Here is an 18,448-nt window from a genome sequence, read left to right on the forward strand (position 1 = left end):
GCCCTTTTTTAATTTGCCATTTTCAATTCTTCTTCTTCAGTCGTGCTGCTATCCATCAAGACCACTTGACGCTGAGAGGGGTCTACACGATGGCTTTGCTCCTGCATAACGCTCTTGGCTTGCTGCGGGTCAAAATAACGCCTGAAGTTATCACTCAAGCGGTTGACACGTTTTTCTGTGCGTTTCACTTCCTCTTGAATGTCCGAGAGCTTTGCTTGCTGGGACATATGATAAGGCAACAGTTGCGCCAGCGCGGAGATCGCCGCCGATGAAAGCACTATATTTACAGTTAACTTAGCCGTGGTTTCCACGAGCGTCCCCCGATTGGGATGGCGTCGCTGTTGTCGCTGCGTCCGGGGAACCGCCCGTTGTGGTACCGATTGCAGAGGAGGTCTTGTGGGTTCAATTGCATTCATAAGCGACAGGGAATAGGGGCTGGGGAATAGGGGACTGGGGAATAGGGACTGGGGATTGGGGACTGGGGATTGGGGACTGGGGACAAAGAGGACAACGTTTTTCCCCACTGCTCCCAAGTCTTTCCCTGCTCCCCTATTCCCATCTGTTCCCAGTCCCTAGTACAACCAGTCCCTAATCGCTACTTGTACAGTTCCGTTGATAAGCGGATTGCCAGGATGCCGGGAATCAAGGCGGCAACTAAAGCAATAAAGACTTGGGTATCTGATATAGACATTGTTTACAAACTCCTTTTTCAGGTTTATAGTTCAACAATTTCGGCTAAATCATGCCTACTATAACTATCTTGTAACAAGATGCAACACACAAGCCTAAAAATTTTAACCCATATGTTTGCACAGCATCGTTGATTTCGTCTAAACTTTCCCGACAAAGGTTAAGCTTAATTAAGATAGCAATCATTTTGGCACGTTTTAGCCTTGAAATTATTGCTTTTAATTTGATATTTCCAGTTTAAACAGGCGTTAATGCTAGACCACATCCTGAACTCTCCGCTCAATGTAGGAATTGAAGCTCCCCTGGTACTGCTAGTTCTGGTGGCGTTAGAGGCGGTGCTGTCAGCAGACAATGCGATCGCTTTAGCAGCTATTGCACAAGGCTTAGAAGATAGCACTCTCCAACGTCGCGCTCTCAACTTCGGATTAGCAGTTGCCTACATCCTCAGAATCACCTTGATTCTGACAGCAACCTGGGTCGTTCAGTTCTGGCAGTTTGAGCTACTAGGTGCAATGTATCTGCTTTGGCTGGTGTTCCAATACTTTAGTTCCGATGAGGGGGAAGAAGGGGAAAATCATGGGCCTCGTTTTACTTCCCTTTGGCAGGCAATTCCGATAATAGCCTTTACGGATCTAGCTTTTTCCCTCGATAGCGTAACGACAGCGATCGCTGTTTCCAAAGATACCGTGCTTGTTATCGCCGGAGGTACGATTGGGGTGATTACGCTTCGGTTCATGGCGGGATTATTCATCCGCTGGCTAGATGAATTTGTGCATCTTGAGGATGCTGGCTACATTACAGTAGCGTTGGTGGGATTGCGACTGCTATTGAGAGCCTTTAACCTGGAGTCTTATGCACCAGACTGGTTAATGATCTCCTGTATTGCGATCATATTTACCTGGGGATTTTCCCAGCGAACTCCCACGGAAACTCAAAAATAAAAAGGAAAAAAATTATGGCTAATGGTTAATTACCATTAGCCATTAGTTATTTACTCGTACAGCCAAGATGTCAAACTTGGTTTCCAGCTGACGAGTTCTTCATCTTTAAACCAGAGGCTTATCTCCCGCTGTGCTGTCTCGATAGCATCAGAACCGTGGATGAGGTTGCGACCAATGCTAACTCCATAATCACCGCGAATCGTACCCAGTTCTGCTGTCAGCGGGTTGGTAGCACCGATAATTTTTCTTGCTGATGCTACAACTCCCTCACCTTCCCATACCGTCGCTACCACTGGACTAGAGGTGATAAACTCGACCAGACCAGCAAAAAAGGGTCTTTCCCGGTGAACGTCATAGTGCTGTTCTGCCAGTTCGCGGCTAACACTCATTAGCTTTAACCCAACGAGAGTGAAACCTTTGCTTTCAAAACGGCGGATGACCTCACCTACAAGGTTGCGCTGTACGCCATCCGGCTTAACCATGACAAATGTCCGTTCCAAGTTTATCTCCTTTGAATTTCACAAACTGATACAAAACTTAGATTAGACTAGAAGGCTTTTAAACGCAAAGGACAACCGAGGATAGCTTTTTCTTGGCGTACCTTGGCGAAAACCTTTTTCATTCCCAGTTAGAGACTGGGAATGAAGATTTTGTTAGCCAAGCACTGCTTCGCCTCACACAATTGTGAACTTTTTTTAATTTTTAGTAAGAGGCAGAGCTTCTTGTGTATCGTTCCCAGGCTCTAGCTTGCAAGGAGATTGGTTTAGGTATGTCGTTCTAGCGCCAGTTGAACTAACTGATCGACCAATTCCGGGAAAGAAATACCACTTGCTGCCCATAGTTGGGGATACATACTCGTCGCTGTGAAGCCTGGGAAGGTGTTGATTTCGTTAATTAGAATTTCGCCTGTGGCTTCGACATAGAAAAAGTCTACCCGTGCTAAACCAGCAGCATCAATGGCGGCAAAAGCTTTCAGAGCCAGGTCTTGAATTTGAGTAGCGATCGCATCTGGTAAGGGTGCGGGGATCAGCAAATCTGCTTCTCCCTGAGTATACTTAGTTTCGTAGTCGTAAAAATCACTTTGAAAGGTAATTTCTCCCACGACAGAAGCTTTGGGATTGTCGTTGCCTAAAACAGCACATTCTACTTCTCGCGCCACAACACCAGCTTCTACAATCAGGCGACGGTCGTAGCTGGCGGCGTTATCCAAGGCAGTTTCTAACTCAGTACGCGATCGCACTTTGCTAATTCCCACCGATGAGCCTAAATTTGCCGGCTTCACAAAACACGGATAGCCCAGAGTTCCTTCAATTTCTTCGCAGAGTTTCGGGAAAACACAAGGATTAGACCACACCTGCGACCGATTGACAGCAATATAATTCACCTGGGGTATTCCCGCATGGGCAAAAGCCATTTTCATAGCAATTTTGTCCATCCCGATCGCGGAACCTAAAACCCCACTTCCCACAAAGGGAACCTGCATTAATTTCAGCATTCCCTGAACCGTGCCATCTTCCCCATTAGGGCCGTGTAGGATGGGGAACCAGACATCTATCTCAGCAGCTTGGGAGGGAGATTGCCAACGGTTGAGTTGTTGCGTGTTGGCGGTTGATATTTCGCTACTGGCGATTGCAGATGGGGAATCAGGAGTTGAAGTTTCTAATTGTAGGGGTGTTCCTGATTCTAAAACTTGTTGCGCCAATTCCCCGGCTTGCCACTGTCCATCTTTGCGGATGTAGAAAGGCAAGATTTCGTACTTTCCGGTATTTTGGTCTGCACTTAGAGCTTGCGCGATCGCTCGTGCTGATGAGAGCGAAACCTCATGTTCTCCGGAACAACCGCCAAACAGCAACCCAACCCGCAATTTTTTCATTTTTTTCTCCTTGGCACTCCTCAGAGCCGATAGCCTATCATAGCTGGACGGCTACAACGACCTCCAGCTGTTTAAAACCTAATTAGCAAGATTCATAGCACCAATCGGGAAGAATGCGATCGCTAGTTGCCTTCAAGAACGCACTACCACTTTCCAAGGATGTTGGATACTTGCAGCTTCTTCTGGCTCCAGAACAGCAATCCGCCATCCTTTACCCCAAGGCCGCGCCAAGACAACTTTATCAGGATTTGCTGCTTTGACCTTTTGCGCCGCCGTCGTCGTCAGTTCGCCGACTGCGATCTGTTCAACTGCGGAAGGTACAGTTGTGACTGGAGCCTTAACTGGTTCTGCTGCGGGGACTGGTGGAGTGACAGCAGCTTGAAGGGTGGGTTTTGCAGCCGTGATTGGTGTCGTAGGGGTTAGAGTCTGAAGAGTGGTTTTTTTACTCTTTAGCTGAAGCGGTTCCTGTTTAGGAAGCAGGAATTGACGAGTGCTAACACCGAGTAAGTAAGTAAAGCGACAAGCTAACCAACCGACGCTACCAGCCGCAATTGCCGACCAATACACCAATATCAGGGTGTTGTATAAGGCGTAAGCTAAGCGAGGGGGAAGATAAACCGCTTCTTGTAAGTCCCGTCGCAGGAGTGGGAGGCGGGAGTTTACTTCGAGTTTCCACAATGTAACAAATGTTTTCATCTGATTAACTTTTTTCTTTGACCATATTGCCCTTTAGCTGGAAACCGTAATCCTGGCAAATTAGCCCTAAGTCTTCAAAACAGATGCAAAACTGCTTCCTGCTCTGACCCCGGACGTGGAAAATAGGCAAATGTCTTCCTCTGGTCAAGAGTAATATTTTCCGCCAGGTGAAGTGTATTTATACATTTATTGTAAGAATGCCCAACGACTAAAGTTGCGGCTCTACAAACTTAGCCCGACGCAACGCGAGTCTAATATTTATCCTCCCGTTGCGTGGGCTTGGCTCATAGAGCATTGAGGTTAAGGCGCTGTGGGAGTAAATTTTACTCTCTGGCTAGGATAGGCGGCTAACAGCAAGCGACTGATAGCGCCTCACCTGTCAAACTAAAAGGGCGAACTTGGGTAATTTTCACCGGCACTATTTTACCCTTGAGTTCGTTAATATCACCTGTGAAAAAGGTAAGGCGATTGCCGCGCGTGCGTCCCATTACCTGAGTTGGGTCTTTGGGATTTTGGTCTTCTACCAGCACTTCTTCGATGCGTCCAAAGTAGCGCTGCGACGCTTGAGCCGCTTTTACATTAACCAAGTGATTGAGACGTTGCAAGCGATCGCTCTTGACTTCCTCACTCAGCTGATTTTCCCACAACGCGGCGGGCGTACCCGGACGCGGGGAATAAGCAGCAGTATTCAGAAGGTCAAAGCGAATATCCTCAACTAGCCGCAACGTATTCTCAAACTGTTCCTCTGTTTCCCCAGGAAAACCGACAATCGCATCAGCGCTTATCGCCGCATCCGGCATATATCGCCGAATGGTATCAATAATACGGCGATATTTCTCCTGGGTGTAACCCCGCGACATTGCCTTGAGAATGTCGTTATCCCCAGACTGGAAGGGAATATGGAAAAGTTCGCACACCTTGGGCAATTCCGCACAAGCGCGAATCAAGCGTTCTGTGAAATAACGCGGATGGCTGGTAGCAAAACGGAGGCGTTCAATCCCCGGCACATCATGCACATAGTAAAGCAAATCTGTCAAGGTGTGCTGATGACGACCTTCGGCTGTCGCCCCAGGCAAATCCCGCCCATAAGCATCAATATTTTGACCCAGCAGGGTCACTTCCTTGTACCCCTGACGGCCTAATTCCTCCATTTCGGCGCGAATCGCCTCTGGAGTCCGAGATTGCTCAACCCCCCGGACATTAGGAACGACGCAGTAAGTACAGCGCTCATTGCAGCCATAAATAACATTCACCCAAGCCGTCACCTTGCTGTCGCGGCGCGGTTTGGTAATGTCTTCCATAATGTGGACTTCTTCTGTCGCCACCACCTGATTCCCGTCAAAGACTTGTTGAAGCAAATCTTCAAGGCGGTTGGCGTGTTGTGGCCCCATAACTAAGTCTAGTTCTGGCACCCGCCGCAGCAATTGCTCTCCCTCCTGCTGAGCAACACAACCAGCAACTATCAGGGTCAAATCAGGTTGCTCTTGCTTGCGCTTTGCCTGTCTACCCAGGTAGGAATAAACCTTTTGTTCGGCATTATCCCGAATCGTGCAGGTGTTGTAGAGGATCAGACTGGCATCGTTGGGGTCTTCTGACCACTCAAAGCCCATATTTTCCAATATGCCAGCCATGCGCTCTGAGTCGGCTTTGTTCATCTGGCAGCCGAAGGTGGTGATGTGATAGCGGCGGGGAGAAGTGGTCATGGATGGCTCAAACAAATCCGTGGAAATGGGAACTTTATATCTCTTTGTATATCTTACCTATCCAGAGAATCCAGGTTGGTCGCCCGCAGCCTATTTAAACACAAAACTTTAGCGAAGCCAATTTGTATATAGCAATCCAGGGGTTCAGATACCCGACTTATGTAAGTCGGGTATCTCGGCTTCACGAATCATTTAGGAATGCTATAGCTGGCAATGTCTACCCTACTTTAGCTGCCTGTGCTACTAGCGAAGATATTTAATGCTCTAGCTAAAGCATCGCGGCCTCAAAGCAAAAATATAGGATTTTTTATTCTGATAAAAAAATACGGTAAGCCGAACTGTCAAGTGTTTATTCTACGCATTAAAAAATAATTTTTGACATTTCGGAACCCCATCAGGCAAACGATTTCAGGATTTTATCCTGATAGTGCATCAAAGAGTCCGAATCAGGCAATAGAAGCTCTGACGAGACATCTACTATGCGCCTTTACAGTTCCATCTTATTCTCAAGTTTGTTAGTTACTGGCTTAGCGGTAAACTTACATGCAGTTGAAAAACACTCTGAAAATCTGCAACAAACGTCTTCGGTTCAACAACAGTTGTCCGCTCACGAGCCTAGCCAGGACAGCGCCCATCGAGGTAGCGGACGAAAAGGACTAGGTAGTGTCGCGATGGCTGAAAAGAGTTTTTAAACTCTTGGCTAGACATAGAAATAAGTCTCGAATAATTAGGCTCCAAGGGGTATTTATTTCTATTTTTAGAGAGCCGAAGTAGGGCGGTCGGATTTTTGATTTTGGATTTTAGATTTTGAAACTCTTGCCATCGGTTGTTTTAGGGAGCCATGCGTAGCCAATCTTTTTTGTAATGGTATCTGAAATATAAGTTGGTTTTGTTAACAAGAAGCTTATTTAATTAAATTAAATGAGCTTCTTATTTTATTCTTTTTGCTTTTGTATTAGCGTTTCTCAGTTGGGCGGAGTATATCGTAATTCTGACCTTCGCGCGACCTTGGTAGGGACATGGCAATGCCATGTCCCCTACAGATGATGTATTGCACTCAACCCTAGAATTGCTAAATAGCAGTTATGAATGATTCGTGAAGGCGAGATACCCGACTTCTGTAAGAAGTCGGGTATCTTAACCCCTGGCTCACAACTCAAATAGGATTGCTATAGGCGCTTTTTTTGTTCAGAACATAGGTAATGGGATTAGGAGTTATGAGTTTTAAATTAATAACTCGTTGGCTCCTAATTTAAGCGGGTTTCCAGGTACCGTGAAACCCCATAGGAACAACGCTGGGCAATGCTAAACGACAAACGGGTTGATCGTCTAAGCGATCGCTATCCATAACCCAGACTTCGCTAGTATCAGAATTGCCATCGTATACCACAGTTAACACCCAACCCTGTGCAGGATTCAAGGCATCAGTCACATAGATGGGTTCGGTGGGATAGCGATTTTCGCCCAAATCAGTTTCTGTGAGATTACCAGTTTGGTTGTCGAAACGTGCGATCGCGCCCAGAATTTCTTTACCAATATCCGCCCCTTCCCGAAATACTGATAGATAGGTATGAGGCGAAGCTTTCCCCACGTATTGCTGAGGAACTAGCGGAAATTCGCCGGGTCGGTTTAACAATTCTTGCACAGAAATTGCTTTGCCCGTTTGCGGATTTAATCGTACTTGGTGCAGCGTTGGTTTAGCAGGTGTGTAAGTTTCGCCACTCGCTATTTCCTTGAGATACTGATTCGTCTGAAAATCTTTATAGCGTGCAAAATCTACAACAACCATCCCATCAGCATCAACATAACCATTACTAAAATGCCACTGATACCAAGGATCGGTTTCGCTGCGACTCACCACAGATAAGGTGTCGCGATCAACGACTAAAATCTGAGTACCTACTTTAGGTTGCCACTCTAGCGAATCGCTATAGCTACTTATTCCCGCCAACACTGGGAGGGCTTTTAATCGCACTGGGGGAATAAAAAACACCAGATATTGCCCTGCCAAGACAAAATCATGCACTAAGGGGATACCATCAAGTTGAACTTCCCCTTTTTGCAGAATCTTGCCAGTAGAGTCGCTTTTATAGATATTCAGCTTGCCGTTCATTCCAGCGGCGATACCAAAGTTAAAAATTTCGCCTGTTTGAGGATCACGCTTGGGGTGAGCAGAATAAGGCGTGCCCGCATCCAATGCAGCTAAATCATCCAATCCCGAAGTTTCCAAAGTTTGTAGGTCGAGGGCATGAGGATGCCCACCTTCCCAAAGTGCTAACAGTTTATCAGGCAGTGCCAGGACTGAGGTATTGGCGGCGTTTTTGATGGGTTTGAGCCATTGATTCCAGACTGGTCCTGGTGCGGTCATGCCATAGTTGCCATAGAGGAATTTACCCGCCGCCGTTTCCTCTTTGTATCCTTTTGTTTGCACGTAGCGATAGAGTCCGGTAGCGCCGTCATCTGTGAAATGCACTCGCAAAATTGCCCCATCGCCATCAAACCAGTGTCCCACCCGACCCGAAGGTTGGCGTTCTAAGCGTCCGGGGCCATTGCGATATAGCGTACCCCGCAAACCTGCCGGTATTTTGCCCGAAAGCAGTGGTAAAGGGGTGAGGGGAAATTCAGCAGCGGGTTTGGCGATCGCTTTCGCCCAAGCTTTCTGTGTTGATGGTTTAGTGGCGGTTGTCATTGTTGAGCGATATTAAGCACGTTCTCTCTTTATTTTGAACAATTTTGTGGGAGTGCTGCTATCTGTAGAAAGTGCGATCGCTAATAAACTTTCTTGTAGGGTAGGCGGGACACCTACCAAAACAAAACTTTTTTATTGACAATTTGCCATCTGTGTGGATCTCAAAATTAAAGGCGTTGGCACTCTCGCTAAGTAGCAAAGCTCTAAAATTAGTTGGATTATTGTTGCAATTTCGTTACAATGCGTCTTCTGGAGATGCGATCGCGGTTTCCTATTATTAGAGGGAAATTGCGATCGCGATCGCAAAAAAAAATAGGTTTTATGAAAAAACTGATTAAAGGTCTGCGCCAGTTCCAAAGCGGCTACTTCAGCACGCACCATGAGTTGTTTGAGCAACTCGCTCACGGTCAGAAACCGAGAGCGCTATTTATCACCTGCTCAGATTCGCGTATCGACCCGAATTTGATTACTCAAGCTGGTGTCGGCGAACTATTTATTATTCGCAATGCTGGTAACATGATTCCGCCCTTTGGCGCAACCAATGGCGGCGAAGGCGCAGCGGTTGAATACGCCGTTCATGCTTTAGGTATCGAGCAAATTGTTGTCTGCGGTCATTCCCACTGCGGCGCAATGAAGGGACTGTTAAAATTGGACAAATTAGCTGAAGAAATGCCGCTAGTTTACGAATGGTTAAAGCACGCAGAAGCAACTCGGCGGCTGGTTAAAGATAACTACACAAACCTCGCTGGAGAAGAACTTCTGGACGCCACCATTGCTGAGAACGTGCTAACCCAAATCGAAAATCTGCGGACTTATCCAGTAATTCGCTCCAAACTTCACCGAAAACAGCTATCTCTCCACGCTTGGGTCTATCAGATTGAAACAGGGGAGGTTTTGGAGTACGATCCTGTTCTTCACGAGTTCGCGGCACCCTACAGTGAACTTCCCTCCTATGATGATCAGCCTGTAGCATCTAATACTGAACGAATTCCATCCATGCGGTTATCTTCTGAGCAAGCAGAAAGAATTTACAGAGGTTCTGCCGCGCGATGAAGGTGCGGGTTATAAACCTTTTATCTGCTGGTATCTGCAATTTCAATTATTAGGAACCAGCAGCATTCTTTCCTCTATCTCTTCCCACGTTTTGGGCGACACCCGCACCGCTGCTTGTTTGCACTGGATTATGAGGTAATTGGCATAGAAATAATTGTCGAATGCCTTTACTTCTTCCTCAGTTAAATTGACCATTTCTAAGTTGAGATTAAAAGCATTGATTAAGGTTTGCAAGAGACGCTGGGCAAATTCCTTACGCACTTCCAAGGGTTGTTTATCGTCAGGAATTTTAGCTTTTAGCGCTTCCAGTCGGGCAATCAGCACACTAAAGTTTACATCCTTAAAGATTTTTAGTTGCTCAAGTTTACGGGCATTGTCGATAGCTTGGACGATGGCCTTGGCGAAGGCGTTGGCGATGGCGAAGGCGATGGCGATGGCGTCGGCGTTGGCGATGGCGTAGGCGTTGGGATTGGCGTCGGCGAAGGCGATGGCGATGGCGATGGCGTTGGGATTGACGATGGCGAAGACTTTGACATTGGCGAAGGCGATGGCATTGGCATTGGCGTAGGCGAAGGCGATGGCGATGGCGTTGGCGATCGCCCTTTTACCCACTGGCTTAATATCACTTGCCGATCCCGCCGTTACCTGTTCTGCCCATTCTAATAAAGCTTTTAATTTAGGAGTGTTGATGTACTTTTGTGCCTCTTTTTCCATCAGTAACAGCAATTCATCTGCACCACCACGCATCAACCCAGCTACTAGTAAAAACACTTCTTTCCAGCGTTGATCTGTGAGGTGTTTGGTAACTAACTTCTCAATTTGCCGATGGTCGTCAATGTACTGTGCAGTTAGATATTCTTGTAGTGTCAGATGGGAGAAAGAAAATACATCCTCTGCGCGCTCTACCAAGATACCTTGTTGAATAGCAATCGCCTTCAGAACTGCTTCGCCGTCTAAATGTTGAGGTGCATTTAGATTACTTGCCAAAAATGTTTTGATTTGCTCAACAACCTCTCGCTGAGAGAAAAATAATCGATCTGCCTCAAAACCTTTGTAGGCAATCTCAGATAGAAGTATCTCTTCTAATTCTGTATGCAGTCCTTGATAGATTTCATCTCGCAGAATTCGCTTTTCTGAGGCCCATTCTTCTAATAATATCCGCAGTGCCTTCCGGTACAAAATACTGCGATTATCTGGAAAGCTTTGGGAACGATCATAGACCAGACAGAGAAATGTCAGCAATAACGGCGTATGGGCTAACTCTTTAGCCGCTTTATGTTCTGGTTTTTGCAGAATTTCCCAGCATTTATTAGCGGTTCCCGCCTGTTTATCTGCCTCTGATTGAAACCAGTTACAAATAAACTGCTCAATCTGGGTATCATCAAAATCTGCCATTGTTACATCGCTAAAGCGACGAAATCCACTGCGATAGGCAGCAGTGCGACAGGAGGCAATGAAGCGGTTTTTATCGTATTTGTCAACAAAGTTCTGGATTTGACCGATAGCCTGATTTAAGTTCTTTGTTGGCACTTCATCCAGCCCATCCAGCAAAATTAGTAATTTACCTTGTTCTAATAATTTCTCTGTGGATTTTTCAGGTGAAGGGAAACCACAAGTGTGAAACTCATCAGTGATGACTTTCTCAATATTGATGTCACCAGCGTTAAAGCTTTTGAGTTCGATGAAAACAGGGATACAGGAGTGCTTAAATTTTCCCTTGTTACTCTTGAGTGCTTCCAGCCCCATCCGCCGCAAAAATGTAGATTTTCCCGCTCCTGGCCCACCTAATACCATGAGATATTGCTTTTCGTTAGCAACTTTTAGTCCTTCTTGCTTTGGGCAATCTTTAGACTGATAACTGCGTCTTTGAGCTTGGCGGTAAGCTTCTTCTAAGTTGGCGATTGATTCAAATCGGCAAATATCTTGCTTATCCAAAAACTGAACGCCAGTATAGATTGACTCTAAGGCTACAGGCTCCCGCATTCCTAAAACTTTCAGGATGCCGTGACGCTCATTATAGTTCTTGACATATTGCCGTAATGCGTTAAAAACTAGCTGCTTTGTTCCCTCGCTCAGATTTCCGCCTATCAAGCCGAGAAATTTACCTCCATTTTCCCAAACTGTTTTAATCACAACGCCAGTTAGACCTTTAATTGCTGCATCTGCAACTGCGGGTTCAAATCCTGTCATAAGGGTAGGGATGAGTTGGTTTTATTTATTTCTACAACTTAGTCGCTGCTTTTTCCAGACGGCTAATCCTAATGCAATACGTTTTGATGCCACACATTTGCTCCCCTCTAACGCTCCTTCAAAAGGGCGGAACCGGAAACGCTTGTGATGAAAGGTGAAATCAATAAAGCAGAACTGAATAGCCTTCTTTTCCAAGCTACCGTGTACGCACAAGTCGGCAGACCTCTCCCCAAACCCCTCTCCGATGCGGAAAGGGACTTTGAAGGCTCCCCTTCCCTGCCAGGGAAGGTGCTGGGGGTTAGTCCTAGAACGCTTTGAGCAAAAGCCTTTCCTAAGAGGGGTTGGGACGAGCAAAAACCTACCGACAAAACTATAGCGTTTCTCAGTTGGGTGAAATATTTGGCGGTTATCAGGTTCCCTCCATACCTGCTTGGGTTCGGGCATGGCGTTGCCATACCCCTACAGATGGATCGCAATTTTCGATATTTTCTTCGATTGTATGAAAGTACCCTGCTCTAAATCTCCCTTGAAAAGGGGGACTTTGAGGCTGTTTCAACCCTTTTAAAGGGGGATTTAGGGGAGGGCTGAGTGAGAAGTATTACAAATAATACCTTTTCAAACACCCTCTAAGTAGCTCCTGAAAATCGGTTTTTCTGACCATCTAAAAGATTAATGTGTACTTTTGTAACGGGTTGCGTAATTTCCCGGAGCTGACCCTGATAAGTCATCAGAAGTCGGCAAATTTTATCTCGGCAATATAACCCAAATTTTATAGGGACACGCCAAGAGTATTCTTGTGGACTTCAAGATGAAACACTCCAATTTATGCCAAGAAAAGCTGCTGAAAGATGTGAAAACTAATTCCACACTTTCTGCAAGCACAAACATGATTTCTTTTAAAAATGAGGTGAACATAGATGGCTGTTATTTCTGGCGAACCTGGTAACAACGATCTTCTTATTGGTACTAATGAGAGCGATCAAATATTTGGGCTGGATGGCAATGATGGCATATTTGGCCTTAATGGAGATGACTTTGTATTTGGTGGTACTGGGGTTGACATTATTATTGGTGGGGGTGCTAACGACTTCCTGTTTGGAGAGGACGGCAACGACGTAATCTTTGGTGACTCTCAAGTTTTTGGTGAAGGTGGAAATGACTTCATCAATGGTGGTAATGGGTTCGATGTTCTATTTGGTGAAGGTGGAAATGACTCCCTTTTTGGGGAGAACGGGAATGACACTCTCAATGGTGGAGATGGCGATGACAACCTGAATGGTGGCAGGGGAGTTGACAATCTGAATGGGGGTGCTGGTAACGACCGACTATTTGGTGGCGATGGATTTGATGTTCTATTTGCTGGTGACGGGGATGACCAACTATCGGGGGATCTGGGGGATGACCGACTATTTGGTGAGGCTGGCAATGACATTCTGTTTGGTAACGATGGGGACGATATCATCAATGGCGGGGACGGCGATGACAGAGCCTTTGGAGGCATCGGGAACGATCGCTTCTTTGCTGATGCCGGAAATGACCAAATCTTCGGTAACGACGGTAATGACCTAGCTGATGGGGGAGCTGGGAACGATCTCCTCAATGGTGGGAATGGTGACGATATACTCTTCGGTAGCTTAGACAATGACACACTCATTGGTGAAGCGGGAGTAGACCTACTTGTTGGTGGAGTTGGTAGCGACTCTCTCTCTGGTGGCGCTGGGAATGATACCCTGATTGGCGTTGACCCGTTTGTTTCACAATTTGGATTTGGCGGAAACGGAAGCGCGATCGCTCCCTTCGAGATTGATACTTTAACTAGCGGTGAAGGTAGCGATACTTTCGTTCTCGGCGACAACGGAACGGTACTAGGGAACTCACGGGGAGGCTCTGAAGTTTATTATGTTGGTGGCGGTAATAGTGACTACGCCCTGATTACTGACTTCAATCTCACTGAAGATGTTATACAACTCCCTGAAAATCCCGACACTCCTCTTACTATTGCTGAAGCCGGGGACGCAGGACAGCTTCTTACTGAGGCTCAGGTTATTGCACCCGGATCGGGAACGTTAGACTCTATTACTGGGACAATATCCAGTGGTAACGATGTTGACTTGTTCCAAATCACTCTGAGTGGCGAGGAAGATTTTTTTGCCACCACAGTCGGCGGCGCTAATTTTGACACGCAGTTGTTCCTCTTCGACGAGGATGGCATCTTAGTTGCTCAAAATGACGACTCTAGCGGCACCTTTCAATCCACGCTTCCTGCTTCAACACTAGAATCCGGTACATACTTTCTAGCAATCTCCAGCTTCAATAACGATCCAGTTGGAACACCACCTGTTTTCCCTGGTAATGGTGGTGATACTGGCAACTACACGATAGATTTAGCTGGGGTTCAAGCTGCTACTTTTAGCTTAGGTGCATCTCCTGAAGGTCTTCCGTCGGGGACATCCATATCTTTTGGCAACGACCTAGTTGCTATTGTTCAAGGGGTTTCGCCTTTAGACCTGAATCTGAATAGTAGTAGCTTCAATTTCGTTTAGAAGTTCCAGGGCGTTGCACATTTAATAGCCTTCTTGCAAAAGGTGAAAACAACGAAACTCAGTTTCTTCGTAAACAGCGGGAAGTAATAATAATTTGTTCTTCTGCTGTTAACTAGGAAAGTTAGATAGGAGTTATTCAGGTACTTTTGCAAGAAGTCTAATAGTTTGATTTTATAGGTTGGGCAAAAGTCCAATCTATAAAATTTGAATAAATATTAAACAAATATTTTCTACTTAGGTTAGTCCAAAGGGCTGTTTAAATTTAAGGTATTTTATGTGTATGGGAGTCCTATTTCATTTGTAAATTGTAGGGCAGGCAGGATGGCTGTGGCAGGCGGTACAAACGAAAAAATAATTTATAAATCGTTTGGGAATTATATAGCTACTTACGCCGAAGCGGTAGCGCATCAGCACATCCCACTCTACAACTTCAGCACGAAATGCCGCAGATGGCTTCGCGGTGACAGGCGAAACCAGATAGCGATCGCAGGTTGCATCAATACCACCGGAGTTTCATCTTGTTGTACTGTTCGCGCTAACTTGTCGATGGCATAACGAAACCAGCATACAGTTAATCGGCTACTAGGTTCTGCGGCTTGTAACCAGGCTTTTTCGTAGCGCAACAAATCCACAACCCAAGGCGGATCGATGCTTTCTAGTTGAGTAACATTTTCGATGAAAGTGGAGAATGCGATCGCATCCTCCAGATGTTTTTTGATTCCCGTGGGTATATAAGTCTCAGCGTATCGCCAAAATAACTCAGCAAAGCCTTTACCCAAAACGGAGTGCGTCAAAGGTAGCAGTTCGCGCACTTCTCCCAGCCGCTTGCGTTTCAGCGAATTAGCGAAAAGGTTAACCTGTTGTGCAGATAATTTAGCCAGCTGCTGTGCTTCATCAGAATTAAGTCCCAACTCTTCACCGACTGCTTGCGGATTGGCAAAAAAACGCGATCGCAACACACTATTAGTGTAAAGCTGGGCTAAAATTTGCTGTGTTTGAGCTAATCCCATCGTCTATAACGCTTTCCAATTTTACGCGCCTCCTCCAATTCAGCGGAAAGTTCAGCAAAAGGTGGTAAGTTTTCATCCCGTTCTAGCACAATCCCTTTAACTGGAACTTTGGCGACAACTTCATCCATAAGTTGCCAAACTTCCTTCGGTGTCGAGTGCGAATGGCTATCAACTAACACGCCATTATGCCAATGTCCGCCCACAAAATGCAGCTGGACAATTCTTTCTAAAGGCAATTGTGATAAGAAATCGCGAACATCATAATTATGATTTACAGCATTGATATGCAAATTCGTAATATCCAGCAACAACCCACAATCAGAACGTTCTACTACTTCGGTTAAAAACTGGGCTTCCGTCATCTCTGCGCCGGGAAGTGTCACCATATAGGTGATATTCTCTAAAATTAATGGCACGTCAACATAGCGCCGCACTTGCTCAATGTTGCGGCAAAGAACTTCTACCGCTTCGTGTGTATAGGGTAGCGGTGATAAATGTCCTATATCTACTCCACCCGCTTTTGTAAAACAGATGTGTTCGCTCCACCAAGGCGGATTGAGTTGTTTAATTAGTGTTGCCAGTTTCCGTAAGTAATCGGTATCTAAACCTTCTGCACTACCTAGCGACAGATTAATCGCGTGGGGGATAAGCGGGAAGTGATCCGCCAACAGTTCTAATTCTTGCTGTTTTTGGGGTGGGGCATCCAGATAGTGTTCGGCAACAATTTCTAGAAAGTCAACTTGTTGTTGATGCAAAAACAAGTCGCTACGGAAGGGTTCTCGGAAGCCTAAGCCGATGCCTAGAGTGGGTAGATGGGACATAGAAAATTAACCGCAGAGACACAGAGAACGCAGAGAAAAGGCTGTAGAGACTCTACTGGTTTCCAGGCTCAACTTGGAAACGAGATAAAACTGGGTAGATGGGAGAGGATAAGAAATGGAACCGCAAAGATACAAAGGACGCGAAGACAAGTCAAAGAGAAGCTTCTGATGGCTTCTTATCCTCCTCCGCATCCACCACAACCACCACCACAACCACCACCGCAGCCAGCACCACAGCCGCCGCTATCTCCACCACAACCACCGCCACCACTAGCTGCTGACAGATGGAACATTTTCTCAAATTCAGCATAGGGGGTTGCTGATAGCATCCCTACACCGAAGATGGCTACAGGCAGTAACAGGCCGAAGTCTGTTCCGCTAGGGTGGAGGATGGAAGTTTGCCACTTCAGGCGCTCAAATGTTTGTTGTAGTCGCTTGAGGTAAGCTTGTCCTCGCTGACTCAAGCGGAGTGGTTTGCAGACAACGGCCAGGGTAATGAGCGAAACAATGCCCAGAACGATGAGAAACACAACATTGGTATATCCTTTTGCTAGAGCTACTACGAGCTTGTAGCTGCCTAAACCCAGGATAATTAGCACTCCTTTCCAACTAACGCGCTGTGCTATCTGTTTTGTTTCATCCGGACACAGCAGTTTCTCATTTTGCAGCCGCTGTTCGTAAACTGTACAGTGCTGCTTCACTGTGGCAGGTAGCGATGACTGGAAGATTTCCTGGGCTTTGTGAGAAGACACGAACCAGCGAAACACATCGCGTTCTATTACAGGCAGAATTAAAGGATCTGGATGATTGGGTGCTTTTTCTAAGCGATCGCCTGCAACCTGCAAGTAACCGCGCCCTGTTAAATTAAAAAGAGCCAATCTTGTAACTTCATTTTCTCCACCCCTCATATAGGCAATTTCGTAGGGGTTCGGGTCGGCAGGAACTAAGGGCAAAGGTAAGTTTGCGGTCTGGTCGGAACGATGAATGCTCAACCCGCAAATTACTATCGTCACTCCGCTAACAAAGGCATAAAGTAGCAGAAAGTACGGGCCATACATATTTGCAATTGGGTTGGCTAATGGGTTCGTGATTACCACAACCACTAATAAAGCCAAGATACTAATTAGTAGCTTATCCATTACTAACGATCCTTCTTGCATTTGGATAGTTATTCCCGCGCATTCCTACAGTGTTAGGTTGCGCTTTTACGGAAAAGCTAAGTTAATTAAATTTGTAAATTTTAGTGAAGCGGTAAAGTAGATAATTTGGTAAATTTTATTATAAATAACTAGAGTGTTTCTCAGTTAGGTGGAATATATCGCGGTTCTGACGTTCAGCCCACGTTGGTAGGGACATGGCAATGCCACGTCCCCACAGATGTATCGTACCCAACCATTGAATTGCTATATATGTATCTAATTATTCCAGGCTTTTGCCGCAATTTTTGCAGAATTTAGCATCTGCATCATGGGTTGATAAACCGCAATTAGTACACAGTGTTTCTACCTGACTTGTAGTTTTAACTAATCGCTTAATTAAATCTCCCAACTGCCAAGGGATTAGAGCAATACCGGTAAAAATCATTAATACTGTTAACAGGCGACCTGCTTCGGAAATTGGGGTAACGTCGCCAAATCCAACAGTGGTCATCGTCACCACAGAGAAATAATAAGCATCTAAAAACGTATTAAATACTTTGGGATTTACTGGATGCTCGACTTGATAAATTAAGCCAGAGTAAACAAAGACGATGGCAAATAAAGTAAATAGTATTTGGGCGAAAATTACGCTATCTTCAGAAGTGATGCTGCCAAATAAGGTTTTTCCTTTAATAAATCGGATCAGCCGTAAAATTCGGAACCAGCGAAAGATACGGATAAAACTGATATCTACTATCCCCAAGAAAAATGGTAATATGGCTAGTAAATCAATAATTGAATAAAAACTAATAAGAAACTTTTTCTTATCATTGGCATACCCCAAACGCAGCAAATACTCCCAGGCAAAAAGGAGTAAAATACAAAAATCTATAGTTTCAAGATTGAATCGGACATAATCTGGGATGGGATAAGTTTCTATAACAAAAATGGCTGAAGACAGTAGTACCAGTCCGGTAATGATGAGATTGAAAACTTTTCCGGCTGGGGTTTCAATGTCTTCTAGGTAAAATGCAATCCTTTTGGGCAGTAACATGTAATTAAGAAAGCTGATTTTTAAAGAGCAACGCAACACCTCTACA

16 protein-coding genes are annotated in these 18,448 nt (G+C 45.6%); 4 read left to right on the plus strand and 12 right to left on the minus strand.

Translation table 11 applies throughout. From position 1 onward, the window contains the following. Window positions 1-8: 8 nt before the first annotated feature. Both H6F63_RS12725 and psaM read right to left on the minus strand, forming a co-directional pair. Complete coding sequence (locus H6F63_RS12725; protein ID WP_242019724.1) at window positions 9-524, minus strand: hypothetical protein; 516 nt, start codon at window positions 522-524, stop codon at window positions 9-11. Window positions 525-595: 71 nt separating this feature from the next. Then, the gene (psaM, locus tag H6F63_RS12730) at window positions 596-691 is read right to left on the minus strand and encodes a photosystem I reaction center subunit XII (RefSeq protein ID WP_190421696.1); all 96 of its coding nucleotides are present in this window, start codon (window positions 689-691) and stop codon (window positions 596-598) included. A gap of 250 nt (window positions 692-941) precedes the next feature. Here psaM and H6F63_RS12735 point away from each other — a divergent pair, with 250 nt between their 5' ends. Beyond that, window positions 942-1,631 carry a DUF475 domain-containing protein gene (locus H6F63_RS12735; RefSeq protein WP_190637854.1) on the plus strand — a complete coding sequence of 230 codons (690 nt, stop codon included), beginning with the start codon at window positions 942-944 and terminating at the stop codon, window positions 1,629-1,631. Window positions 1,632-1,681: 50 nt separating this feature from the next. Here H6F63_RS12735 and ndk read toward each other — a convergent pair whose 3' ends face one another. The 5 genes from ndk to H6F63_RS12760 form a co-directional block, all read right to left on the minus strand. Next, on the minus strand, window positions 1,682-2,131 hold the full coding sequence (gene ndk / locus H6F63_RS12740) for a nucleoside-diphosphate kinase (RefSeq protein WP_190421700.1): 450 nt from the start codon (window positions 2,129-2,131) through the stop codon (window positions 1,682-1,684). Between the two features lie 263 nt (window positions 2,132-2,394). Further along, window positions 2,395-3,504, minus strand: a complete 1,110-nt coding sequence (locus tag H6F63_RS12745) for a D-alanine--D-alanine ligase family protein (RefSeq protein WP_190637855.1) — start codon at window positions 3,502-3,504, stop codon at window positions 2,395-2,397. A gap of 132 nt (window positions 3,505-3,636) precedes the next feature. Beyond that, window positions 3,637-4,200, minus strand: a complete 564-nt coding sequence (locus H6F63_RS12750) for a hypothetical protein (protein ID WP_190637857.1) — start codon at window positions 4,198-4,200, stop codon at window positions 3,637-3,639. A gap of 347 nt (window positions 4,201-4,547) precedes the next feature. Then, complete coding sequence (gene miaB, locus H6F63_RS12755; RefSeq protein ID WP_190637859.1) at window positions 4,548-5,903, minus strand: tRNA (N6-isopentenyl adenosine(37)-C2)-methylthiotransferase MiaB; 1,356 nt, start codon at window positions 5,901-5,903, stop codon at window positions 4,548-4,550. A 1,252-nt stretch (window positions 5,904-7,155) separates the two neighbouring features. Further along, on the minus strand, window positions 7,156-8,592 hold the full coding sequence (locus H6F63_RS12760) for a carotenoid oxygenase family protein (protein WP_190637861.1): 1,437 nt from the start codon (window positions 8,590-8,592) through the stop codon (window positions 7,156-7,158). 321 nt (window positions 8,593-8,913) lie between these two features. Between H6F63_RS12760 and H6F63_RS12765 the strand changes: the two genes are divergently transcribed. Continuing rightward, window positions 8,914-9,645 (plus strand): carbonic anhydrase, encoded by a 732-nt coding sequence (locus tag H6F63_RS12765; protein WP_190637926.1) that lies wholly within the window; start codon window positions 8,914-8,916, stop codon window positions 9,643-9,645. A 42-nt stretch (window positions 9,646-9,687) separates the two neighbouring features. Here the strand turns inward: H6F63_RS12765 and H6F63_RS12770 are convergent, their stop codons facing one another. Next, complete coding sequence (locus tag H6F63_RS12770; RefSeq protein ID WP_190637863.1) at window positions 9,688-11,835, minus strand: NACHT domain-containing protein; 2,148 nt, start codon at window positions 11,833-11,835, stop codon at window positions 9,688-9,690. Window positions 11,836-11,982: 147 nt separating this feature from the next. On the opposite strand from H6F63_RS12770, the gene H6F63_RS12775 reads away from it, so the two are divergent. Together H6F63_RS12775 and H6F63_RS30505 are read left to right on the plus strand one after the other, a co-directional pair. Beyond that, window positions 11,983-12,153 carry a hypothetical protein gene (locus H6F63_RS12775; protein ID WP_190637865.1) on the plus strand — a complete coding sequence of 57 codons (171 nt, stop codon included), beginning with the start codon at window positions 11,983-11,985 and terminating at the stop codon, window positions 12,151-12,153. A gap of 599 nt (window positions 12,154-12,752) precedes the next feature. Continuing rightward, on the plus strand, window positions 12,753-14,378 hold the full coding sequence (locus H6F63_RS30505; RefSeq protein WP_190637867.1) for a DVUA0089 family protein: 1,626 nt from the start codon (window positions 12,753-12,755) through the stop codon (window positions 14,376-14,378). A 422-nt stretch (window positions 14,379-14,800) separates the two neighbouring features. Here the strand turns inward: H6F63_RS30505 and H6F63_RS12785 are convergent, their stop codons facing one another. From H6F63_RS12785 to H6F63_RS12800, 4 genes are all read right to left on the minus strand, one after another. Then, on the minus strand, window positions 14,801-15,388 hold the full coding sequence (locus H6F63_RS12785) for a hypothetical protein (protein ID WP_190637868.1): 588 nt from the start codon (window positions 15,386-15,388) through the stop codon (window positions 14,801-14,803). Further along, window positions 15,379-16,209: a DUF692 domain-containing protein gene (locus H6F63_RS12790; RefSeq protein WP_190637870.1), complete on the minus strand. Its 831-nt coding sequence runs from the start codon at window positions 16,207-16,209 to the stop codon at window positions 15,379-15,381. The genes H6F63_RS12785 and H6F63_RS12790 overlap by 10 nt, the downstream gene beginning before the upstream one ends. A 176-nt stretch (window positions 16,210-16,385) precedes the next feature. Beyond that, the gene (locus H6F63_RS12795) at window positions 16,386-17,348 is read right to left on the minus strand and encodes a TIGR04222 domain-containing membrane protein (RefSeq protein WP_190637872.1); all 963 of its coding nucleotides are present in this window, start codon (window positions 17,346-17,348) and stop codon (window positions 16,386-16,388) included. A 280-nt stretch (window positions 17,349-17,628) separates the two neighbouring features. Further along, window positions 17,629-18,402 (minus strand): ion transporter, encoded by a 774-nt coding sequence (locus H6F63_RS12800; protein ID WP_190637928.1) that lies wholly within the window; start codon window positions 18,400-18,402, stop codon window positions 17,629-17,631. Window positions 18,403-18,448: the final 46 nt, after the last annotated feature.

The organism is Trichocoleus sp. FACHB-40, from assembly GCF_014695915.1.
Lineage (GTDB): Bacteria > Cyanobacteriota > Cyanobacteriia > Cyanobacteriales > FACHB-T130 > Funiculus > Funiculus sociatus.